Genomic DNA, 17,958 nt, shown 5'->3' with positions numbered 1-17,958 from the left:
AAGAACCAGACTTCCTTCGCAGGATGAAAAGTCTCATGTTCACAGGCTGAGCAAAGCAGCCTCAGGACTCACTGTCCCAGCAGCTCACTCATCCACTCGCCGATATCCCCGATCTGCTGCGGGCAGACCGCGTGAGCCATGGGATACTGCCGATAGACGGTGTGATAACCAAGCTCCTCCAGACGAGCGAAGGCGGCTCGGCCCAGGGATTCGGGTACCACCGGATCCATGCTGCCGTGATGGATTTCCACCCTCAGGTCGCGATTGGCCTCGTTCAGCTCGATCGAGTTCGCGGTGGCGAAGTAGGTGGACATCGCCAGCAGACCGCCTAGCGGCTTGTCAAAGCTGAAGGCGGCCTCATAGGCAACGGCCCCACCCTGGGAAAACCCGGCGAGCAGGATACGTCGGCTGTCGATACCGGCATCGATCTGGGACTGTATGACGCCCTTGACCCGCTCGGCCGACAGCCGCAGCTGCATCTCGTCCACCCGACGGTCCAGGCTCATCTCGAGAATGTCGTACCAGGCGGGCATGACCATGCCACCATTGATGGTGACCGGCAAGCGCGGTGCATGGGGCAGGATAAATCGGATCTGAGCGTAACCGGGCCTTGGCAGCATGGGCACCACCGGCTCGAAGTCACGTCCATCCGCTCCCAGGCCGTGAAGAATGATCATGCAGGCGTCCGCTTCGCCTCGGGGCTCGATGACCAGCTGGTCGTTGTCGCTCATGGGCAGATCTCAGTCTATGTTGCAAAGCACAACCTCCTAGCCTACCGCAATGCGCCAGAGGGGACGAGCCAAACAGGTGAAGTCACCCGGCTACCGAGAAGCACACAGGGCTTTTTAGAACGGCCAGAAAAAGGGGGTCAGCGTCAGCACCACGACGGCAGTCAGCAGATTAAGGGGGCCGCCGAGCTTGAGGTAATCCTGAACCCGGTAGCCACCGGGGCCCATGACCATCAGATTGGTCTGATAGCCAATCGGGGTGAGAAAACTGGCCGATGCGGCAAACATCACCACCACCACGTAGGGCAAGGGATTGACGCCGAGACTCTCGGCCCCTGCCATGGCGATGGGGAAGGTAATGACCGCTGCGGCGTTGTTGGTCACCAGCGAGGTCAGCAGCGCCACCACACAGTAGGTGCCCACCAGCAGCGCCCAGGGACTGTCGCCGACGACACTCAGCAGCCCACGGGCCACCACATCTGCTGCCCCGGACGTCTGCAGTGCGGCGCCCAGGCCAAAGGATGCGGCGATGGTCAGTAACACCTGGGTGTCCATGCCGCGACGGGCACTGCGGACGCTGACACAGCCGCTCAACAGGGCTGCCGTGGCGCCCAGCATGGCGGCGTTCATCATGCTCATCAGCCCGGTGGAGGCCAGCACCACTACCGTCGCCAGGATCGCCCAGGCGCGTAGCGCTCGATCGAAGGCGGGCCTGGCCTGACCATTGACCTGGCTGATCAACAGGAAGTCCTGAGACTGTCGATGACGTTCGATAAAGGCCGGGCGCGCCTCGAGCAACAGCACATCGGAGGGTTGCAGACGAATCTGTCCGAGGCTACCCGCCACCCTGCGCCCGCCACGACAGACCGCCAGCACAGCGGCGCCATAGAGCGTGCGAAAATGGCCGTCGCGAATCTTCTGCCCGATGAACTGGCACTGGTCGGAGACTACCGCTTCCACCAGGCGGCGCTCGCGAAACTCCTTCTCAAGATGCGACTCCCCCAGGCGGGATGGCCTCAGACCGCGCATCTGCTGCAATTCCACTGCCCCCTCAGTGGTGCCGGCAAAGACCAGGTGATCCCCACCCTTGAGACGTTCACCCGGCCCCACCACGCTGACCACATTGCCACCGCGTTCGATTTCCACCAGGAAGAGCCCGGAAAGATGCCGCAGCCCGGCCTCTTCGACGGTGCGGTCGACCAGCGGCCCCTGCGGATCCACTTCCATCTCGATGGTGAACTCGCGCAGGTTGGCGAAGGCCTCTTCACTGCCGGGGCGCCTGGACAGCAGACGAGGCGTTACTACCAGCAGGTAGACGACCCCAACCAGCGCCATGGGCACGCCCACCCAGGCGATTTCGAACAGCCCCAGGTGGAGGTCCGGGAAGCGCTCCTGCATCAGCGAATGCACCACCAGATTGGTACTGGTACCCATCAGGGTGACGGTGCCGCCGAGGATCGAAGCGAAGCTCAGCGGCATCAGCAACAACTGCGGGGCAATCGAGAAGCGACGCCCCCAGCTGATCACCGCAGGGATGAAGGTGGCCACCACCGGCGTGTTGTTGAGCAGCCCGCTGACGGCGGTGACGGGCCACACCAGGCGTGACAAGGCGTGACGTTCGCCGGAGGGGCGTCCCAGCACGTGACGAATGATCAGATCGATACCACCGGTATCACGCAGGCTGGCGACCAGGATGTAGAGGAAGGCGACCGTGAACAAGCCACTGTTGGAAAAGCCGCCCAACGCCTGCTCGGCGTCGATGACCCCAAGGCTCAGAAGCACCACAAGAGCCCCCATCAGCACCATGTCGGGGCCGAGGCGGGTCAGCGCCATCAACGGGAAGACGGCACAGGCAACGGAAAGGGCGATCCAGGCATCCAGCGACATGAGGTGGCCTTGCTGAAGAGAATCAGCCTATTGTGCCTCCCTCACCTTATTCTAAATAGTTACAATGTATTATTTTTTTATCCCTTTCAGGCATATAGACCCTTCACCCTATGCCACAGCGCCTTTGCGAGAGATTCACCTCGTTTACGGATGTCCTTCACCGGCACCCACCCGGGGCGCAGAACGACACATCAGAAACGCAAAAAGGCCCGCCGAAGCGAGCCTTTTCCATGCATCAAGTGCGATGCATCACGCCGCCTGAGCGGCCATCAAGCGATCGACTTAGTCGATGACCTTGATGTTGGAAGCCTGGAGGCCTTTCTTGCCCTGAGTCACCTCGAAGGAGACCTTCTGGCCATCCTGCAGGGACTTGAAGCCGTCGGCTTGAATCTCGGAGAAGTGAGCGAACAGGTCGTCACCGTTGTCGTCCGGAGAGATGAAGCCGTAGCCCTTAGTGTCGTTGAACCACTTGACGGTACCAGTTGCCATGATCGAATCCTCGACTAGCGTATATACATTACCGGGAGATACCCGAGTTGCAGTGGGTAAAACAAGAAACCTTCCCCCGGAACATCGTCGCCAGGATGCTTCGATGACCTCTGAGACGTTCAACTTGCTAACCAACTGCGAGCAGCATGCGCCGTCTTGGCGCTCAGGTCAAACACTATTTGCACTTGGTTACGAGACGATGACGCTTTGCAGTCACCTGCAGCAGCACCTCACGACTGGCCGCCTGCCGCCTTTAGCGCGGCCTCTCTCCCGAGCCATGCCTCCGCCTTTTGCTCCACTGTGCCTGGTCGTCACCCGGTGCCGCGTGCTCTATGCCGGTGACAGGTAATGTGCTTGCATGAGTAAAGAACACAAGAAAACCGTGACTCAGGGAGAACGACATGGCCTCGTACCTTTCACGCCACGCCTCGACCCGCTTCGGCGCCTACTACATCGCCGTCGCCGGCCTGATCGTCAGCCTGCTCGGGCTACTGGCGTCACTATGGTGGCTGACGGGGGTGCTGGCGTTTGGCGCGCTGACCGCGCTGGGCACCTATGACATCGTCCAGCGTCGCCGCACGGTCAGTCGCAACTACCCGATCCTGGCGCATATTCGCTACTTCCTGGAATCCATCGGGCCCGAGTTCCGCCAATACTTCATCGAGGCGGACACCTTCGAGTCGCCCTTCTCCCGCGAGCAGCGCTCGCTGGTCTATCGACGGGCCAAGAGCACCATCGACAAGAAGCCCTTCGGTTCGCTCCGGGACATGAACGCCCCCGGCTACGAGTGGATGGGGCCATCGCTGTCACCGGTGGAGATCACCGATCATGACTTCCGCGTGGTCGTCGGCGAGCATCGCGCCAAGCCCTACAAGGCCAGCGTGCTCAATATTTCCGCCATGAGCTTCGGTGCCCTGTCGCCCAATGCCATCAGCGCCCTCAACGAAGGTGCCAAGCTCGGGGGCTTCTACCACACCACCGGGGAAGGGGCGATATCGCCCTACCACCTGCGCGGCGGCGACCTGGTGTGGCAGATCGGTTCCGGCTACTTCGGCTGTCGTCGCGACGACGGTGGATTCGATCGCGACAAGTTCAAGGAGAATGCCCGTCGTGACGAAGTGAAGATGATCGAGATCAAGCTGTCCCAGGGCGCCAAGCCTGGCCATGGCGGCATCCTGCCGGGGGCCAAGGTGACCGCCGAGATAGCCTCGACCCGCGGCGTGCCCGAAGGCCAGGACGTACTTTCGCCGTCCAAGCACTCCGCCTTCTCGACCCCCTGCGAGATGATCCACTTCATCCAGGAGCTGCGCACCCTCTCCGGCGACAAGCCGGTGGGCATCAAGCTGGCCCTGGGCCATCCCTGGGAATGGTTCGCCATGGTCAAGGCCATGCTGGAATGCGGCGACCGCCCCGACTATATCGTGGTCGACGGTGGCCAGGGCGGCACCGGCGCCGCACCGCTGGAATTCATCAACCGCCTCGGCATGCCGCTCAACGACGCCCTGATCCTGGTCCACAACACCCTGGTCGGCGCCGGACTGCGCGACGAGATTCGCATCGGCGCCAGCGGCAAGATCATCAGCGCCTTCGACATCGCCCGTACGCTGGCGCTGGGCGCCGACTGGGTCAACATGGCCCGTGGCTTCATGTTCTCGCTGGGCTGCATCCAGGCCCAGAGCTGCCACAACGACCAGTGCCCCAGCGGGGTCGCCACCCAGGACAAGGCCCGCGGCAACCGCCTGGACGTCGAGGACAAGTCGGTGCGGGTGAAGAACTTCCACGCCAATACCAAGTTCGCCCTGTGCGAGATGCTGGAGGCGGCGGGGCTGCATCACCCCAGCGAACTTGGCCCCGAACACATCATCAGGCGCCTCTCCAATGGCAAGGCGCTGCCCTACATCAGCCTGATCGACAGCCTGGCACCCAAGGAGTTGCTGGAGGGCGGCGCCAAGAACCATCCGCTGTATCGTGAGTTCTGGGATCTGGCGGATGCGAACAGCTTCGATGCCCCCTGCGCCCTGCACAGTCTGCGACAGACCAAGCTTCTCTAGTCGCCGGCCATCCTCGCCCTCCCTGCCTCCAGGGGGGGCGGCCACCCGCTCTTCCCTATCGGCTTGCCTTGCGCCTGCCTGACCCCACGCAGTGGTGCTGCTCAGCGATGGTCGACGCAGTCCCCCACATCTTCCAGTTGCATCGTGACATGCTCGATATCGAACCCTTGGGTCAGCACCTCCCGCACTGCCACCAGAGTTGTCTGGTGGTCTTCTCCCGAGCGCACGCCGACGTGCATCGACACCAGATGCCGTCCGGGTGTCAGCGACCAGGCGTGAACATGATGAACGTCGCATACCGCCGGTACCGTCTCGACGACGGCCCGCTTCATGGCATCGATGTCCAGAGATTCCGGAACGCCTTCCAGCAGGATGTGCCCACTCTGGCGCGTCAGTGTCCAGGCATTCCTGAGGATCAGCAGCGCTACCAGCACCGACAGCAGCGGGTCGATCGGCGTCCATCCGGTCGCCATGATCACCAGCGAGGCAACGATCGCCGCAACGGAACCGAGCAGATCGCCCAGCACGTGCAGCGCAGCACCGCGAATATTCAGATTGTCGCGATCGCCGCCGTGAAGAATGACGAAGACCACGATATTGACCAGCAGTCCCGCCACCGCCACCGTCAGCATGACAGGCCCCAGCACCTCGACCGGACTCAGCAGGCGGCGGACCGCTTCGATCGAGATCCAGACGACGATGGCGATCAGGGTCAAGCCGTTGACGAAGGCGGCGAGGATCTGCACCCGGTCATAGCCAAAACTGCGGGCGTCGTCGGCAGGTCGCTTGCTGAGGCGTGCGGCAAACCAGGCCAGCACCAGGGCAGCGCTGTCGGTGAGCATATGGCCGGCGTCGGCCAGCAGCGCCAGCGATCCGGAGACAACACCTCCGATCACCTCGGCCACCATGAAGGACGCGGTCAGCAGGATGCCCCAGGCCAGCCGACGCTGGCTGTCGGTGTGCACATGGCCGATGCCATGGCCATGGCTGTGCGCGTCATGGGCGTGGGGATCGTGCCGATACTTGTCTCGCTCAGCGTGCTGGTGAGCAGGGCCGTCCGCTGTGGCGCTTTCGGTCGTTCGATGTTCATGAACCATGGGAGTCTCCCGGGAAGACGAGGTCCTCATCCTTGATGCTAGCATTTGCCAGGTGCTGACCCGGACCACTCGCGCAGCCAGGTCAAGACAAGCGCTACCAGACCAGTCAGCTCAACGGCCACCTCGGGAACAGTCTGCAAGGCATACACCGGCGCTCTGGCCTCCTTGCCGCTTACCGTTGATACTCTTGATGTATTCGCCATGCGCGAGGTCTCCCCCCGGAACGGGGCTTACCGACAGCGAACCGACACAGGACCGCCATGACCGACACCGGAACGTCTCCCGACGACCTTCCCGCTATCCTCGCCGGCCCCATCCTGCGACGCTTGAGTCCCGAACGTCTGCGCATCTGGCTGGTGGCGAGCCGTCCGCTCAGCTTGACCCTCGAGCTGTCACCCAGCGGCGAGTCACCGCGCCGACAGCCGCTTGGTGAGGACGACTACCGGCTGGTGCCACTGGGCCGCCATGCCCTGCTCTACCTGATCGATGCACCGCTGGATGAGCCTCTGCCCCAGGACACCCGGATCGACTACGACCTCAAGGTGACGGACGAGCGCGAAACCTCACTCGGCGAGCTGGCGCCCCATCTGTGCCATGAAGGGCACGAGACGCCGGCATTCGTGCTGGCATCGAGCCACCGACGCCTGCTGCATGGCTCCTGCCGTCGTCCTCACTACGATGGCCCGGACGGCCTGGCCCATCTGGACAGCTGGCTCGCCCAGCGTCTCGACTGTCCTGAACAGTGGCCGGCCTGGCTGTTGATGACCGGCGACCAGATCTACGCCGATGACGTCGCCGGCCCCTTGCTGGTGGCGATACACGCGCTGATCGAGCGCCTGGGGCTGTTCGACGAGACCCTCGAGGGCTCAACCATCGACGACAGCCAATCGCTCTACGCAAGCCCCTTCAGCTACTATCGACGCGAGGAGTTGCTGCCTGACGTCAAGAGCTCGGCTGCCCTCAAGGATCGCTTCTTCGGGGGCGTACGCAAGCCGGTGTTCACGTCGGCCAGCGCCGCCAATCACCTGATGACCTTCGCCGAGATGGTGGCCATGTACCTGCTGGTCTGGTCGCCGACGCCGTGGCGCCTCATCGAGTGCCAGCCTCCTGCACTTGAAGAAGAGCGACGAGAGACCTACGACGACCAGGCCCGGATCATCGACGACTTCGTCGCTACCCTGCCTGCCGCCGCCCGCGTCATGGCCCAGTTGCCGAGCCTGATGATCTTCGATGACCACGACGTCACCGACGACTGGAACCTTACCGCGCAGTGGGAAAGCACGGCTTACGGCCACCCCTTCTCCAAGCGCATCATCGGCAATGCCTTGCTGGCCTATCTGCTGTGTCAGGGCTGGGGCAACGCCCCCGAGCGGTTGAAGACACCGCTGGACGAAGCCCACGCGCTGTTGAGCGACGCCAACGATAACCAAGGCTGGCTCGACAAGGATCAGCAGGATGCCTGTCTCGAGCGCCTCTTTCGCTTCGAGGGCTGGGAATTTCAGGTGGAGGGCAGTCCACGTCTGGTGGTGCTGGATACCCGCACCCGACGCTGGCGCAACGGGCGCAAGCCCGAACGGCCATCCGGCCTGATGGACTGGGAGGCGTTATCAGAATTTCAGCAGGAGTTGATCGACGCGCCGTCGGCGGTCATCGTCTCTCCGGCGCCGATGTTCGGGGTCAAGCTGATCGAGACCATCCAGAAATTGTTCACCCTGGCGGGCAAGCCGCTGCTGGTGGATGCCGAGAACTGGATGGCCCATCGTGGCGCCGCCAGCGTGATGCTCAACATCTTCCGCCACTCGCGGACCCCGGGGCACTACGTCATCCTGTCTGGCGACGTGCACTACTCGTTCGTCTACGACGTGCGTATCCGTCACCGGCACCAGGGCCCGATGATCTGGCAGATCACCTCCAGCGGTCTCAAGAACTGCTTTCCCGACACCCTGCTGGATACCTTCGACCGGCTCAATCGCTGGCTTTACTCGCCACGCTCGCCGCTCAACTGGTTCACCCAGCGCCGGCCCATGGCGGTGGAGCCCAGGGACCCGGACCGCGCCAAGGCCGGAGAACGCCTGTGGAACGGGCCCGGCATCGGTCTGGTCACCCTGGCCGAGGACGGCAGCCCCGAGGACATCCGTCAGCTCGACGCCCGCGGCATGGAGGTGGTGTTCCCACCGCCCGAGAAGGCGCCATAACCCCGTCCTTGGCTCGCTTACGCTACAGCAGCCGACCCTGGCCGGGTCGGCTCAACCTTTTGTTGGGTTTGCCCAGCTTACTAGCGCTGGCTTATGCGCCCGGTCGGTTTACTTGCGCTGGACCGATTCGACCTTGCGTTTCAGCTTGCTCATACGAGCACGCTCGGCCAGTGGCCGGCTGGCGTCCTCCACCGGGCCACCCTTGGCCGGTCCCAGCAGGTGGGCCATCCAGCGGGTCTGGGGGTGGCTGTCGAGGGCGATCTTCAACGTCATCGTCAGCACCACCGACAGCAACATGCCGGTGACCCCGAAGATCCAGCCCCACACCACCAGCGACAGGAAGGCGACGAAGGTGGACAATCCCAGCGCCCGCCCCATGACCCGTGGTTCGACCAGATTGCCCATGACGAAGTTGATCGACAGATAGGCAAGGCTCAGCAGCAGAGCATCGCCCATGCCCCCGTCCGGAGACACCAGCACCAGCAGCACCGCCGGCACCGCGGCGATGGCCGAACCGATGTTGGGGATATAGTTGAGCGCAAAGGCCAGCACCGCCCACAGCAGCGGGAAGTCGACCCCCACCAGCAGACAGGCCACCCACACCAGGGCCCCGGTGACCAGGCTGATCACGGTCTTGACCGCCAGGTAACGCTTGAGGGTGTGGCTGAACTCGTTGAAGCGCTCGAGGCTCGGGGCGGGGTTGGCCAGCGCCCGGGATATCTTGTCGCGGAAGTTCAGCGTCTCGAACAACATGAACATCACCAGCAGCGCCACCACGACACTCTGCATCATCAGATTGCCGAGCTGGCTGAGCAGTGCCGGAAGCCATTCGCCAAGCTTTTGGGTGTCGAGAAACCCGGCCAGCCGCTGAGTGTCGATGGCAAGCCCCATGCTGGCCAGTCCATCGAGCAGGCGCAGGTAGTATTCGTAGAGCTTTTCCTCGATCCCGGGCAAGGCCTCGGCAAAGGTACCGACACTATTGGCCAGCAACAGCGCCAGCAGGATCAGCATGCCGCCGATCACCACCAGCGTGACCCATACCGATAGTCTCAAGCCCAGCCCCCGCTCGTGCAGCCACTGCACCGGGGCGGTACACACCACCGCGATGAACAGCGACAGCAGCACCGGCACCAGCAGGTCTGCCCCCGCGCGCATGCCGGCGACGATGACCACCAGTGCAGCCAGGGCCAGCGTCAGGTTCAAGGGGAGCCTGCGCTCCTGCGCCTCGACTTCATCTTCCATGGACGGTAGCTCCTCTCGTTAACCAGCCGTCGGCTCGACGGCGTTATCGGCGCCATCATGCCCCGCCAATCGTTTCAGCACAAAGAATCATGACACATGGCGCAACATTGCCAATGTTCCGTGTATCACTCCGGCGACATTGGCCGGCCCAGCCTCAACCATGCAAGGATCGTGGAGACGCTTGAGATCCGGGAACGTCTCGCCGAGGACACCGTCCCAGTCAGTAGGCCCTGGCCGGTGCGGGTACCTGTCAGACTTGTCCGCGACGCGCCCCCTGTTGTTCGCCCTGTCGTTCATCCCCCACGTTACAAGGAGAATCCGATGTCACTCGCCACTCCCTCCGCCCGGTCACGGGCGATGCCGAGCCTTCGCCTGCGCCACCTCAACCGGCTGGCGACAGTGGGGCTCGGCCTGGCGCTGGCTTCTCTGGCCGCCACGCCCTCCCTGGCCGACGAGTCACCCACGCCACGCTATTTGGATATCCAGGCCCAGTCAGAGCTCAAGGTCGCTCCGGACGAGGCGACCTTGAACGCCCGACTGTGGGAGCTGACACCGGCCATCGCCCAGGAAAAGGACAGTGGTGACCACGGCCAGGCCCTGGCTGAGGCCCGCCAACGCCTGGAGGATCGTGCCGCCGAGCTGATCTCGGCGCTGGAAGACGCGGGTCTTTCCCGCGAGGCGATCAACGCCGGATCGCTGCGGGTACAGCAGGAGATGCTGCATCAAACACGCCAGGGCAACGACAACCCCATCCCCATGGTACGTACTCGCCTTGAACGTCCGGTGACCCTGGCGATCAGCGATCTCGATAGCCTTCCGACCCTGCTCGACGCCCTGACCGAAGCCGGCGTCAATGCACTGGACGGCGTCAGCTACGATCTTGCCGACCGCGACGCGGCCAGCGACCGCGCTCTGACCCAGGCGCTCGAGCGCGCCAGGGCCAAGGCCGAACTGATGGCGGACGCCCTGGGAGTGGAGCTCGGTGAGGTGATCCATGTCAGCGAGACCAACGCCCCGGTGTTTCAGCCACGCATGATGGCGATGCGCGCCGACATGGCCGAAAGCGGCGGCAACGCCGACTACAGCCCCGGCAGCCTCACCATCGACGCCGGTGTCCAGGTCCGCTGGGGGCTGGCCGAGGCAACCGCGGATATCGATCAGGATCGCCAGCAGGTCCCGGCTGCGCCGCAATGACGATAACGGCGACGTCAGCCCGACGGCCATGGCATCGGTGGCCAGCGAGTCGCACCCGCCCAACGGAAAGCGGCCGGGGTCCGGTGCCATATCGCCTAAGCCTGTTACGCCTAAGCCTGTGACGTAAAAAGCCCGTGACGCAAAAGCCCCGGTGGTCTCGACCACCGGGGCTTTTGCTTGTGCTTGAGCTTTTGCTTAAGCAAGGGCAAGCGCGCCCGCCCCTCTCAAGGACGGATCAGACGTTGATGCACTCGACCCCGCCCATATAGGGACGCAGCACCTCGGGAACGGTGATGGAGCCGTCCTCGTTCTGGTGGTTTTCCATCACCGCGATCAGGCAGCGGCCCACCGCCAGGCCGGAGCCGTTGAGGGTGTGCAGAAGCTGCGGCTTCTTTTCACCCTTGGCGCGGAAGCGCGCCTGCAGGCGGCGTGCCTGGAAGTCCTCGCAGTTGGACACCGAGGAGATCTCGCGGTAGGTGTCCTGGCTCGGCAGCCAGACCTCGAGATCGTAGGTCTTGGCGGCGGAGAAGCCCATGTCGCCGGTGCACAGGGTCACCACCCGGTAAGGCAGCTCGAGCGCCTGAAGGATCGCCTCGGCGTGACCGCGCATTTCCTCCAGCGCCTCGTAGCTCTTGGCCGGATCGACCAGCTGCACCATCTCGACCTTGTCGAACTGGTGCTGGCGGATCATCCCGCGGGTATCGCGACCGTGGGAACCTGCCTCGCTGCGAAAGCAGGGAGTATGGGCGGTCAGCTTCAACGGCAAGGCGCCAGCGTCGACGATCTCGCCACGCAGCAGGTTGGTCAGCGGCACCTCGGCAGTCGGGATCAGGTGGAACTCGCGCTCGTCGTCGAGCTTGAACAGGTCCTCGCCGAACTTGGGCAACTGGCCGGTGCCGTAGAGCGAGTCCCGGTTGACCATGTAGGGCACGTAGCACTCTTCGTAGCCGTGCTCCAGGGTCTGCTTGTCGAGCATGAACTGAGTCAGGGCGCGGTGCAGGCGAGCGATCGGCCCACGCATCACGGCGAAGCGAGCGCCGGTCAGCTTGGCGGCAACCTCGAAGTCCAGATCGCCCTTCTTGGCTCCCAGATCGACGTGATCCTTGACCTCGAAGGCGTACTCGCCGGGGTTGCCCCAGCGCGACACCTCGACGTTGTCGTCTTCGCTTGCGCCTTCGGGCACGCTGGCGTGGGGCAGGTTGGGGATCCCCGCAGCGATGTCTTCCCACTGGCCCTGCACCTCAGCCAGCGCCACCTTGGCGGCGTCCAGGCGCTCGCCCAGGTCACTGACCTCGTCGAGCAGCGGCTGGATGTCCTCGCCGGCAGCCTTGGCCTTGCCGATCGCCTTGGAGCGAGTGTTGCGCTCGTTCTGCAAACGCTCGGTCTCGGTCTGCAGCTCGCGACGGCGGGATTCCAGCGAGCCAAGCGCCTCGCTGTCGAGAGAGTAACCGCGGGTGGCCAGTCGTTGGGCGAGCGTATCGAGGTCGCCGCGCAGCAGTTTCGGATCGAGCATGGAGTCTGGTCCGTCGCCTGAGTGAAAAGAACATGTCGGATGCGGAAGGCGTCACCTGGGACCGTGCGTCACCATCGCCAGCGTCGGACGCTGCTCTCGGGCCCCACCGTGAGGACAGCCGAAAAGCGCCCCGCTGGTGTGCCCTGGGACCACCCTCCGCGCAGGCGACACATTGTAGGCAAAAGCGAGAGGCGGCGCCATCGGCCGGGGGCGAGCGCCCGCTTCTCTCGCGATCGGGATGCACCTACCCCCCGAGACGCGGTAAAGTGGACGCCCTCCCATTCTCCTGCCCTGTCGATAGCGCCAGCCGCGCCGCCGCGGGGCCTGTATCGACCGAGACCATGATCGCACCACTGCCCCTAGCTGATGCCGCGACCCCACTGGACCAGCACTATGTCGACTTTCTCAAGGCCCTGAAGGCGGAAGGTTTCGAGGGTGAAATCGCCCCGGACTACGCCAGCCGCACGGTACTCGCCACCGACAACTCGCTCTACCAGCGTCTGCCCCAGGCGGCGGTGTTTCCGCGCCATGCAGGCGACCTCGAGCTGCTCGGCCGGCTCGCCGGGCGGGAAACCTTCCGCAAGGTGGCCCTGACACCACGTGGTGGCGGCACCGGCACCAACGGCCAGTCGCTGAGCGACGGCCTGGTGGTGGACGTCTCCCGGCACATGAACCAGATCCTCGAGATCGACGTCGACAACCGCCGGGTACGGGTCCAGGCCGGGGTGGTCAAGGACCAGCTCAACGCCGCCTTGAGGCCCCATGGGCTGTTCTTCGCACCGGAATTGTCCACCTCCAACCGGGCGACCATCGGCGGCATGATCGCCACCGACGCCAGCGGCCAGGGCAGCTGCGAATACGGCAAGACCCGCCACCATGTGCTCGAGCTCGACAGCGTACTGATCGGCGGCGAGCGCCTGATCAGCGCCGCGGTCGACGAGGACGAACTCGAGACCCTGTGCGCCGAGGACTCGGCCCGGGGCCGCGCCTATCGCGCCGCCCGCAAGATCATCGAGCAGGAGCGCGAGCGCATCGAGGCGATCTTCCCGCCGCTCAACCGCTGCCTGACCGGCTACGACCTGGCCCATCTTCGCGACGACGACGGCCGCTTCAACCTCAACAGCGTGCTGTGTGGCGCCGAGGGCTCGCTGGCGCTGACCAACGAGGCGGTGCTCAACGTGCTGCCGATCCCGCGCCACTCGATCCTGGTCAATGTGCGCTACCCGAGCTTCATGGCGGCCCTCGCCGACGCCAAGGCGCTGATGGCCGGCGGCTCGTCACCAGAAAAGCCGCAGGCGCTTCGCCCCACCTCCATCGAGACCGTGGACGACAAGGTGCTGAAGCTCGCCATGGAGGACTTCGTGTGGGACTCGGTGGCCGAGTTCTTCCCGGTGGATGACGGCCCGGCCATCGAAGGCATCAACTTGGTGGAGTTCAACGACGACGACCCCGAGCGCCTCGAGGCCCGGGTCGACGCCTTCTGCCGGGGACTCGAAAGCGACACCAGCGTCACCCGCCTGGGCTTCACCCAGGCCATCGGCCGTGACGCCATCGGTCGGGTCTACGCTATGCGCAAGCGCTCGGTGGGCCTGCTCGGCAACGTCAAGGGCGAGAAGCGCCCGCTGCCCTTCGTCGAGGATACCGCGGTCCCCCCAGAGCACCTGGCCGACTACATCGCCGAGTTCCGCGCCCTGCTCGATGCCCGCGGGCTCGAGTACGGCATGTTCGGCCACGTCGACGCCGGAGTGTTGCATGTGCGCCCGGCGCTGGACATGAAGGATCCGCGCCAGCAGGCGATGATCCGCGAAATCTCCGATGAGGTGGCGGCGCTGACCCAGCGCTACCACGGCCTGTTGTGGGGGGAGCACGGCAAGGGCGTGCGCTCGGAGTACGCGCCAGCTTTCTTCGGTGAGCTCTACCCCAGCCTGCGACGCCTCAAGGGTGCCTTCGACCCGCACAACCAGCTCAATCCCGGCAAGATCGCGACGCCGCTGGTGGAGACCGACGAAGCGGCCAACAGCCAGCCCGAGCCCGGCGCCAGCCTCAGCGACCCCGGCCTGCTGGCCATCGACGCGGTACCCATGCGCGGCGATTTCGATCGTCAGATCGACGAGCGGGTGTGGCAGGCCCACGCCGACGCCGTCTACTGCAACGGCAACGGCGCCTGCTACAACTATGATCCCGACGACGCCATGTGCCCGTCGTGGAAGGCCACCCGGGATCGTGTGCACTCGCCCAAGGGCCGCGCCAGCCTGATGCGCGAATGGCTGCGCCTGCAGGGGAAGGCCGGCATCGACGTGGTCGAGGAGTCACAGCGCAAGAAGGATGAGACCGCGCTCGGCTGGCTCGCCCACCTGCCCCGCCGCGCTCTCAACAGCCTGCGCGGCAAGGACGACTTTTCCCACGAGGTCTACGACGCCATGGCCGGCTGCCTGGCGTGCAAGTCCTGCGCCGGCCAGTGCCCGATCAAGGTCAATGTCCCGGCCTTCCGCTCCCAGTTCCTCGAGGTCTACCACGGACGCTACCTGCGACCGCTGCGCGACTACCTGATCGGCGGGCTCGAATTCCTGCTGCCGGCGCTGGCGCCACTGGCCCCGGCCTACAACGCGGCACTCGATAACCGCCTGGTGGACCGGCTGATGGCCCGCGGCCTCGGCATGGTCGACAGCCCCAGGCTGTCACGCGCCCGGCTCAAGAAGCAGCTCAAGGCCTGGGGCGTGGCCGAGGCCACTCCGCTGACGCTGGGACGCCTCAGCGAGCGCCAGAAGGCGCGCAGCGTGATCCTGGTGCAGGACGCCTTCACCAGCCACTTCGAAGCCAGACTGGTCGCCGACGTGGTGGAGCTGCTGTCGCGCCTCGATATCCGCGTCTTCGTCGCGCCCTACAAGCCCAACGGCAAGCCGCTCAACGTCCAGGGCTTTCTCGGCGCCTTCGAGCGCACCGCCCGCAAGCGTGCCCGAGAGCTCTCCACCCTGGCCGCCAGCGGCGTGCCGCTGGTGGGCATCGACCCGGCGATGACCCTGACCTATCGCCAGGAGTACGTGAAGGCACTGGGTGAGCAGGCGGTGCCTGAGGTGCTGATGCTGCAGGAGTGGCTTTTGAGTCTGGGCGCCTCGCTGGTGCCCTCGGGACTCGACCTGAGCGAGGAAGCCCCCTTCCAGCTGCTGTCCCACTGCACCGAGAAGACCCAGGCGCCGGGCAGCCCCAAGGCCTGGCAGCAATTGTTCGAACGTTTCGGGCTGCGCCTGGCGCCCCTGCCCTCGGGCTGCTGCGGCATGTCCGGCACCTACGGCCACGAGGCACGCAACCTTACGACCTCGCGCACCATCTACGCCCAGTCCTGGGAACCGGTGGTGCAGGAGCACGGCGACAGCGGTCGCCTGCTGGCCACCGGCTACTCCTGTCGCAGCCAGGCCCGACGCTTCTCCGACAGCCAGCTGCCGCATCCGCTGCAGGCGCTGCTCGGCGCACTTCGTCGGGCGAGCTGAGTCAGACCATCGTTGACGCCTATGATGGCGATGGTTTGCATGATCGACGCCGCGTCAGTACGCTGCGCGGCTTTTCCCGTTTCGGAGTCGACCGACCATGGAGCATGCCGGACTCACCCTGGCGGCCGTTGGCCTGCTGGCGCTGGGCTCACAGTGGCTAGCCTGGCGCCTCAAGGTCCCCGCCATCCTTACGCTGTTGATCGCCGGCATTGCCGCAGGCCCGGTGACTGGCCTGCTCGACCCCGACGCCCTGTTCGGCGAGCTGCTGTTCCCGCTGGTGTCGCTGGCGGTGGCGGTGATCCTGTTCGAGGGTAGCCTCACCCTGAACTTTCGCGAGCTGGGAGGGCATGGCCGCACGGTGCGTCGCCTGGTCACCTGGGGAGCCCTGATCACCGCCCTGTGCGGAGCGCTGGCCGCCCGCTGGCTGCTGGGCCTTAGCTGGGAGATGGCGAGCCTGCTGGGGGCGCTGCTGGTGGTCACCGGCCCGACGGTGATCCTGCCGCTGTTGCAGACCCTGCGGGCCCGCGAGCACCTGACCCAGATCCTGCGCTGGGAGGGCATCCTGATCGACCCGGTGGGCGCCATCGGCGCGGTACTGGTCTATGAATTCGTCGCCCTGGGCTCCGGCACCCAGGCACTGCCGCATACCCTGATGCTGTTCGCCCAGACCGCGTTGATCGGCTTCGGCTTTGGCGTCGCCGGCGGCTATCTATGGGGCCAGGTACTGCGCCAGCACCTGCTGCCGCAACGGCTGCACAGCTTCGGCACCCTGATGACCATGCTCGGTCTGTTCACCCTGTCCAACACCCTGTTTCACGAGTCCGGCCTGTTGACGGTGACGGTAATGGGCGCCTGGCTCGCCAATATGCGTGGCGTGCCCACCCGACCGATCATCGAGTTCAAGGAGACCCTGTCGATCCTTCTGATCTCGGGTCTGTTCATCCTGCTGGCGGCACGTCTGACGGTCGAGCAACTGGCACTGCTGGGCTGGCCGGCCTGGGCCTTTCTGGCGGTGCTGTTGCTGCTGGTGCGTCCGCTGGCGGTGTGGCTGTGCACCCTGGGCAGCGGCCTGGACTGGCGCGAGAAGAGTCTGCTGGCGTTCATCTCGCCCCGCGGCATCGTCGCCGCCGCGGTGGCCTCGCTGTTCGCGCTGCGGCTGGAAGAGATCGGTGTGCCCGGCGCCGACCGCCTGGTGCCGGTGACCTTTCTGGTGATCATCGCCACAGTCGTATCCCAGAGTCTGCTGGCCCGTCCGCTGGGCGACTGGCTGAAGGTGCGCCGTCCCTCGGCCCACGGCGTGCTGATCATCGGCGCCAACCCAGTGGCCCGGCAGATGGCCCACTGTCTGCGCCAGGCCCGACTCGGCGTGCTGCTGACCGACTCGAGCTGGGACGCGGTGCAGGCCGCCCGCGCCGAGGGGCTCTCGGCCTACTACGGTGACCCGCTGTCCGAACACGCCGCCCAGCACATGGAACTGAGCGGTATCGGCTACCTGATGCCGCTGTCGCCCTACCGAGAGCTCAATGATCTGGCCGCGCTGCACTTCGAGCATCTGCTGGGCCAGGGCCAGGTATTCCGCCTGGCGGTCAACCTGGGGCGCCAGGCCCGGCGCCAGCACGCCACCGCCATCGAGCATGTTCCCTACCTGTTCGGCCGCGAGATGACCTTTGCCCAGCTCTCGAGCCTGGTGGAGCGTGGGGCTCGCTTCGAGGTCGAAAGGCTCGACGAAGCACCCCGCTCACGGGCGCTGCTGCGCGCGAGCGGCGACAAGCGTGCAAGTGGAGAAAGGGGAGAAAGGGGAGAAAGACGCCCAGGTCACGTCCATAGCAGAGACACCCGGCAAGCGCCTCTCCAGGCCAAGGACGTCGCCAGCGCGAGACGTCAGGGGGCTTTCCCCGGCGACACCGACTCGGCGCCGCTGATCTGTGTCGGCACTTCAGGGCGGCCGCGCATCGCCACAGCCGACGCGCCGCTGACACCACGCAAGGGCGATCATGTGATCCGCCTGGTCATGCCAGACCGGCAAAGTAGTCGGAAATAAAAACACCTCGGGCCGGTCAATGACCGGCCCGAG

11 protein-coding genes are annotated in these 17,958 nt (G+C 65.1%); 5 read left to right on the top strand and 6 right to left on the bottom strand.

Going from position 1 to position 17,958, the window contains the following annotated elements; all coding sequences use genetic code 11:
* Positions 1-68: 68 nt before the first annotated feature.
* From NFG57_RS05230 to NFG57_RS05220, 3 genes are all read right to left on the bottom strand, one after another.
* A complete protein-coding gene (locus NFG57_RS05230) occupies positions 69-731 on the bottom strand; it encodes a carboxylesterase (RefSeq protein WP_045994375.1) in 663 nt (220 codons plus the stop codon).
* A gap of 114 nt (positions 732-845) precedes the next feature.
* Positions 846-2,615, bottom strand: a complete 1,770-nt coding sequence (locus tag NFG57_RS05225; RefSeq protein ID WP_222515463.1) for an SLC13 family permease — start codon at positions 2,613-2,615, stop codon at positions 846-848.
* Positions 2,616-2,897: 282 nt separating this feature from the next.
* Positions 2,898-3,104, bottom strand: coding sequence for a cold-shock protein (locus tag NFG57_RS05220; RefSeq protein ID WP_045994373.1), 207 nt, complete (start codon positions 3,102-3,104; stop codon positions 2,898-2,900).
* A 401-nt stretch (positions 3,105-3,505) separates the two neighbouring features.
* On the opposite strand from NFG57_RS05220, the gene NFG57_RS05215 reads away from it, so the two are divergent.
* On the top strand, positions 3,506-5,155 hold the full coding sequence (locus NFG57_RS05215) for an FMN-binding glutamate synthase family protein (protein WP_045994372.1): 1,650 nt from the start codon (positions 3,506-3,508) through the stop codon (positions 5,153-5,155).
* Positions 5,156-5,256: 101 nt separating this feature from the next.
* Here the strand turns inward: NFG57_RS05215 and NFG57_RS05210 are convergent, their stop codons facing one another.
* Entirely contained in the window at positions 5,257-6,252 is a 996-nt protein-coding gene (locus NFG57_RS05210) for a cation diffusion facilitator family transporter (RefSeq protein WP_348815554.1), read from the bottom strand.
* Positions 6,253-6,512: 260 nt separating this feature from the next.
* Between NFG57_RS05210 and NFG57_RS05205 the strand changes: the two genes are divergently transcribed.
* The gene (locus NFG57_RS05205) at positions 6,513-8,447 is read left to right on the top strand and encodes an alkaline phosphatase D family protein (RefSeq protein ID WP_348815552.1); all 1,935 of its coding nucleotides are present in this window, start codon (positions 6,513-6,515) and stop codon (positions 8,445-8,447) included.
* Between the two features lie 108 nt (positions 8,448-8,555).
* Here the strand turns inward: NFG57_RS05205 and NFG57_RS05200 are convergent, their stop codons facing one another.
* Positions 8,556-9,689 carry an AI-2E family transporter gene (locus NFG57_RS05200; RefSeq protein ID WP_045994370.1) on the bottom strand — a complete coding sequence of 378 codons (1,134 nt, stop codon included), beginning with the start codon at positions 9,687-9,689 and terminating at the stop codon, positions 8,556-8,558.
* 321 nt (positions 9,690-10,010) lie between these two features.
* Between NFG57_RS05200 and NFG57_RS05195 the strand changes: the two genes are divergently transcribed.
* A complete protein-coding gene (locus NFG57_RS05195) occupies positions 10,011-10,883 on the top strand; it encodes an SIMPL domain-containing protein (protein WP_348815551.1) in 873 nt (290 codons plus the stop codon).
* Between the two features lie 235 nt (positions 10,884-11,118).
* Here the strand turns inward: NFG57_RS05195 and serS are convergent, their stop codons facing one another.
* Complete coding sequence (gene serS / locus NFG57_RS05190; protein WP_108131496.1) at positions 11,119-12,396, bottom strand: serine--tRNA ligase; 1,278 nt, start codon at positions 12,394-12,396, stop codon at positions 11,119-11,121.
* Positions 12,397-12,737: 341 nt separating this feature from the next.
* Here serS and NFG57_RS05185 point away from each other — a divergent pair, with 341 nt between their 5' ends.
* Positions 12,738-15,884, top strand: coding sequence for an FAD-binding and (Fe-S)-binding domain-containing protein (locus NFG57_RS05185; RefSeq protein WP_348815549.1), 3,147 nt, complete (start codon positions 12,738-12,740; stop codon positions 15,882-15,884).
* A gap of 97 nt (positions 15,885-15,981) precedes the next feature.
* Positions 15,982-17,925 (top strand): sodium:proton antiporter, encoded by a 1,944-nt coding sequence (locus NFG57_RS05180; RefSeq protein ID WP_348815548.1) that lies wholly within the window; start codon positions 15,982-15,984, stop codon positions 17,923-17,925.
* Positions 17,926-17,958: the final 33 nt, after the last annotated feature.

The sequence above is a fragment of the Halomonas sp. H10-59 genome, assembly GCF_040070555.1.
In the GTDB taxonomy this organism is placed as follows: domain Bacteria; phylum Pseudomonadota; class Gammaproteobacteria; order Pseudomonadales; family Halomonadaceae; genus Halomonas; species Halomonas litopenaei.
The sequence above is the reverse complement of the archived record's forward strand: the minus strand, read 5'-3'. Positions and strand labels throughout refer to the sequence as shown.

Excerpts from the sequence above, each read along its gene's own strand:
- NFG57_RS05230 (WP_045994375.1), bottom strand. The coding sequence starts at position 731 with ATGAGCGACAACGACCAGCTGGTCATCGAGCCCCGAGGCGAAGCGGAC.
- NFG57_RS05225 (WP_222515463.1), bottom strand. The coding sequence starts at position 2,615 with ATGTCGCTGGATGCCTGGATCGCCCTTTCCGTTGCCTGTGCCGTCTTC.
- NFG57_RS05220 (WP_045994373.1), bottom strand. The coding sequence starts at position 3,104 with ATGGCAACTGGTACCGTCAAGTGGTTCAACGACACTAAGGGCTACGGC.
- NFG57_RS05215 (WP_045994372.1), top strand. The coding sequence starts at position 3,506 with ATGGCCTCGTACCTTTCACGCCACGCCTCGACCCGCTTCGGCGCCTAC.
- NFG57_RS05210 (WP_348815554.1), bottom strand. The coding sequence starts at position 6,252 with ATGGTTCATGAACATCGAACGACCGAAAGCGCCACAGCGGACGGCCCT.
- NFG57_RS05205 (WP_348815552.1), top strand. The coding sequence starts at position 6,513 with ATGACCGACACCGGAACGTCTCCCGACGACCTTCCCGCTATCCTCGCC.
- NFG57_RS05200 (WP_045994370.1), bottom strand. The coding sequence starts at position 9,689 with ATGGAAGATGAAGTCGAGGCGCAGGAGCGCAGGCTCCCCTTGAACCTG.
- NFG57_RS05195 (WP_348815551.1), top strand. The coding sequence starts at position 10,011 with ATGTCACTCGCCACTCCCTCCGCCCGGTCACGGGCGATGCCGAGCCTT.
- serS (WP_108131496.1), bottom strand. The coding sequence starts at position 12,396 with ATGCTCGATCCGAAACTGCTGCGCGGCGACCTCGATACGCTCGCCCAA.
- NFG57_RS05185 (WP_348815549.1), top strand. The coding sequence starts at position 12,738 with ATGATCGCACCACTGCCCCTAGCTGATGCCGCGACCCCACTGGACCAG.
- NFG57_RS05180 (WP_348815548.1), top strand. The coding sequence starts at position 15,982 with ATGGAGCATGCCGGACTCACCCTGGCGGCCGTTGGCCTGCTGGCGCTG.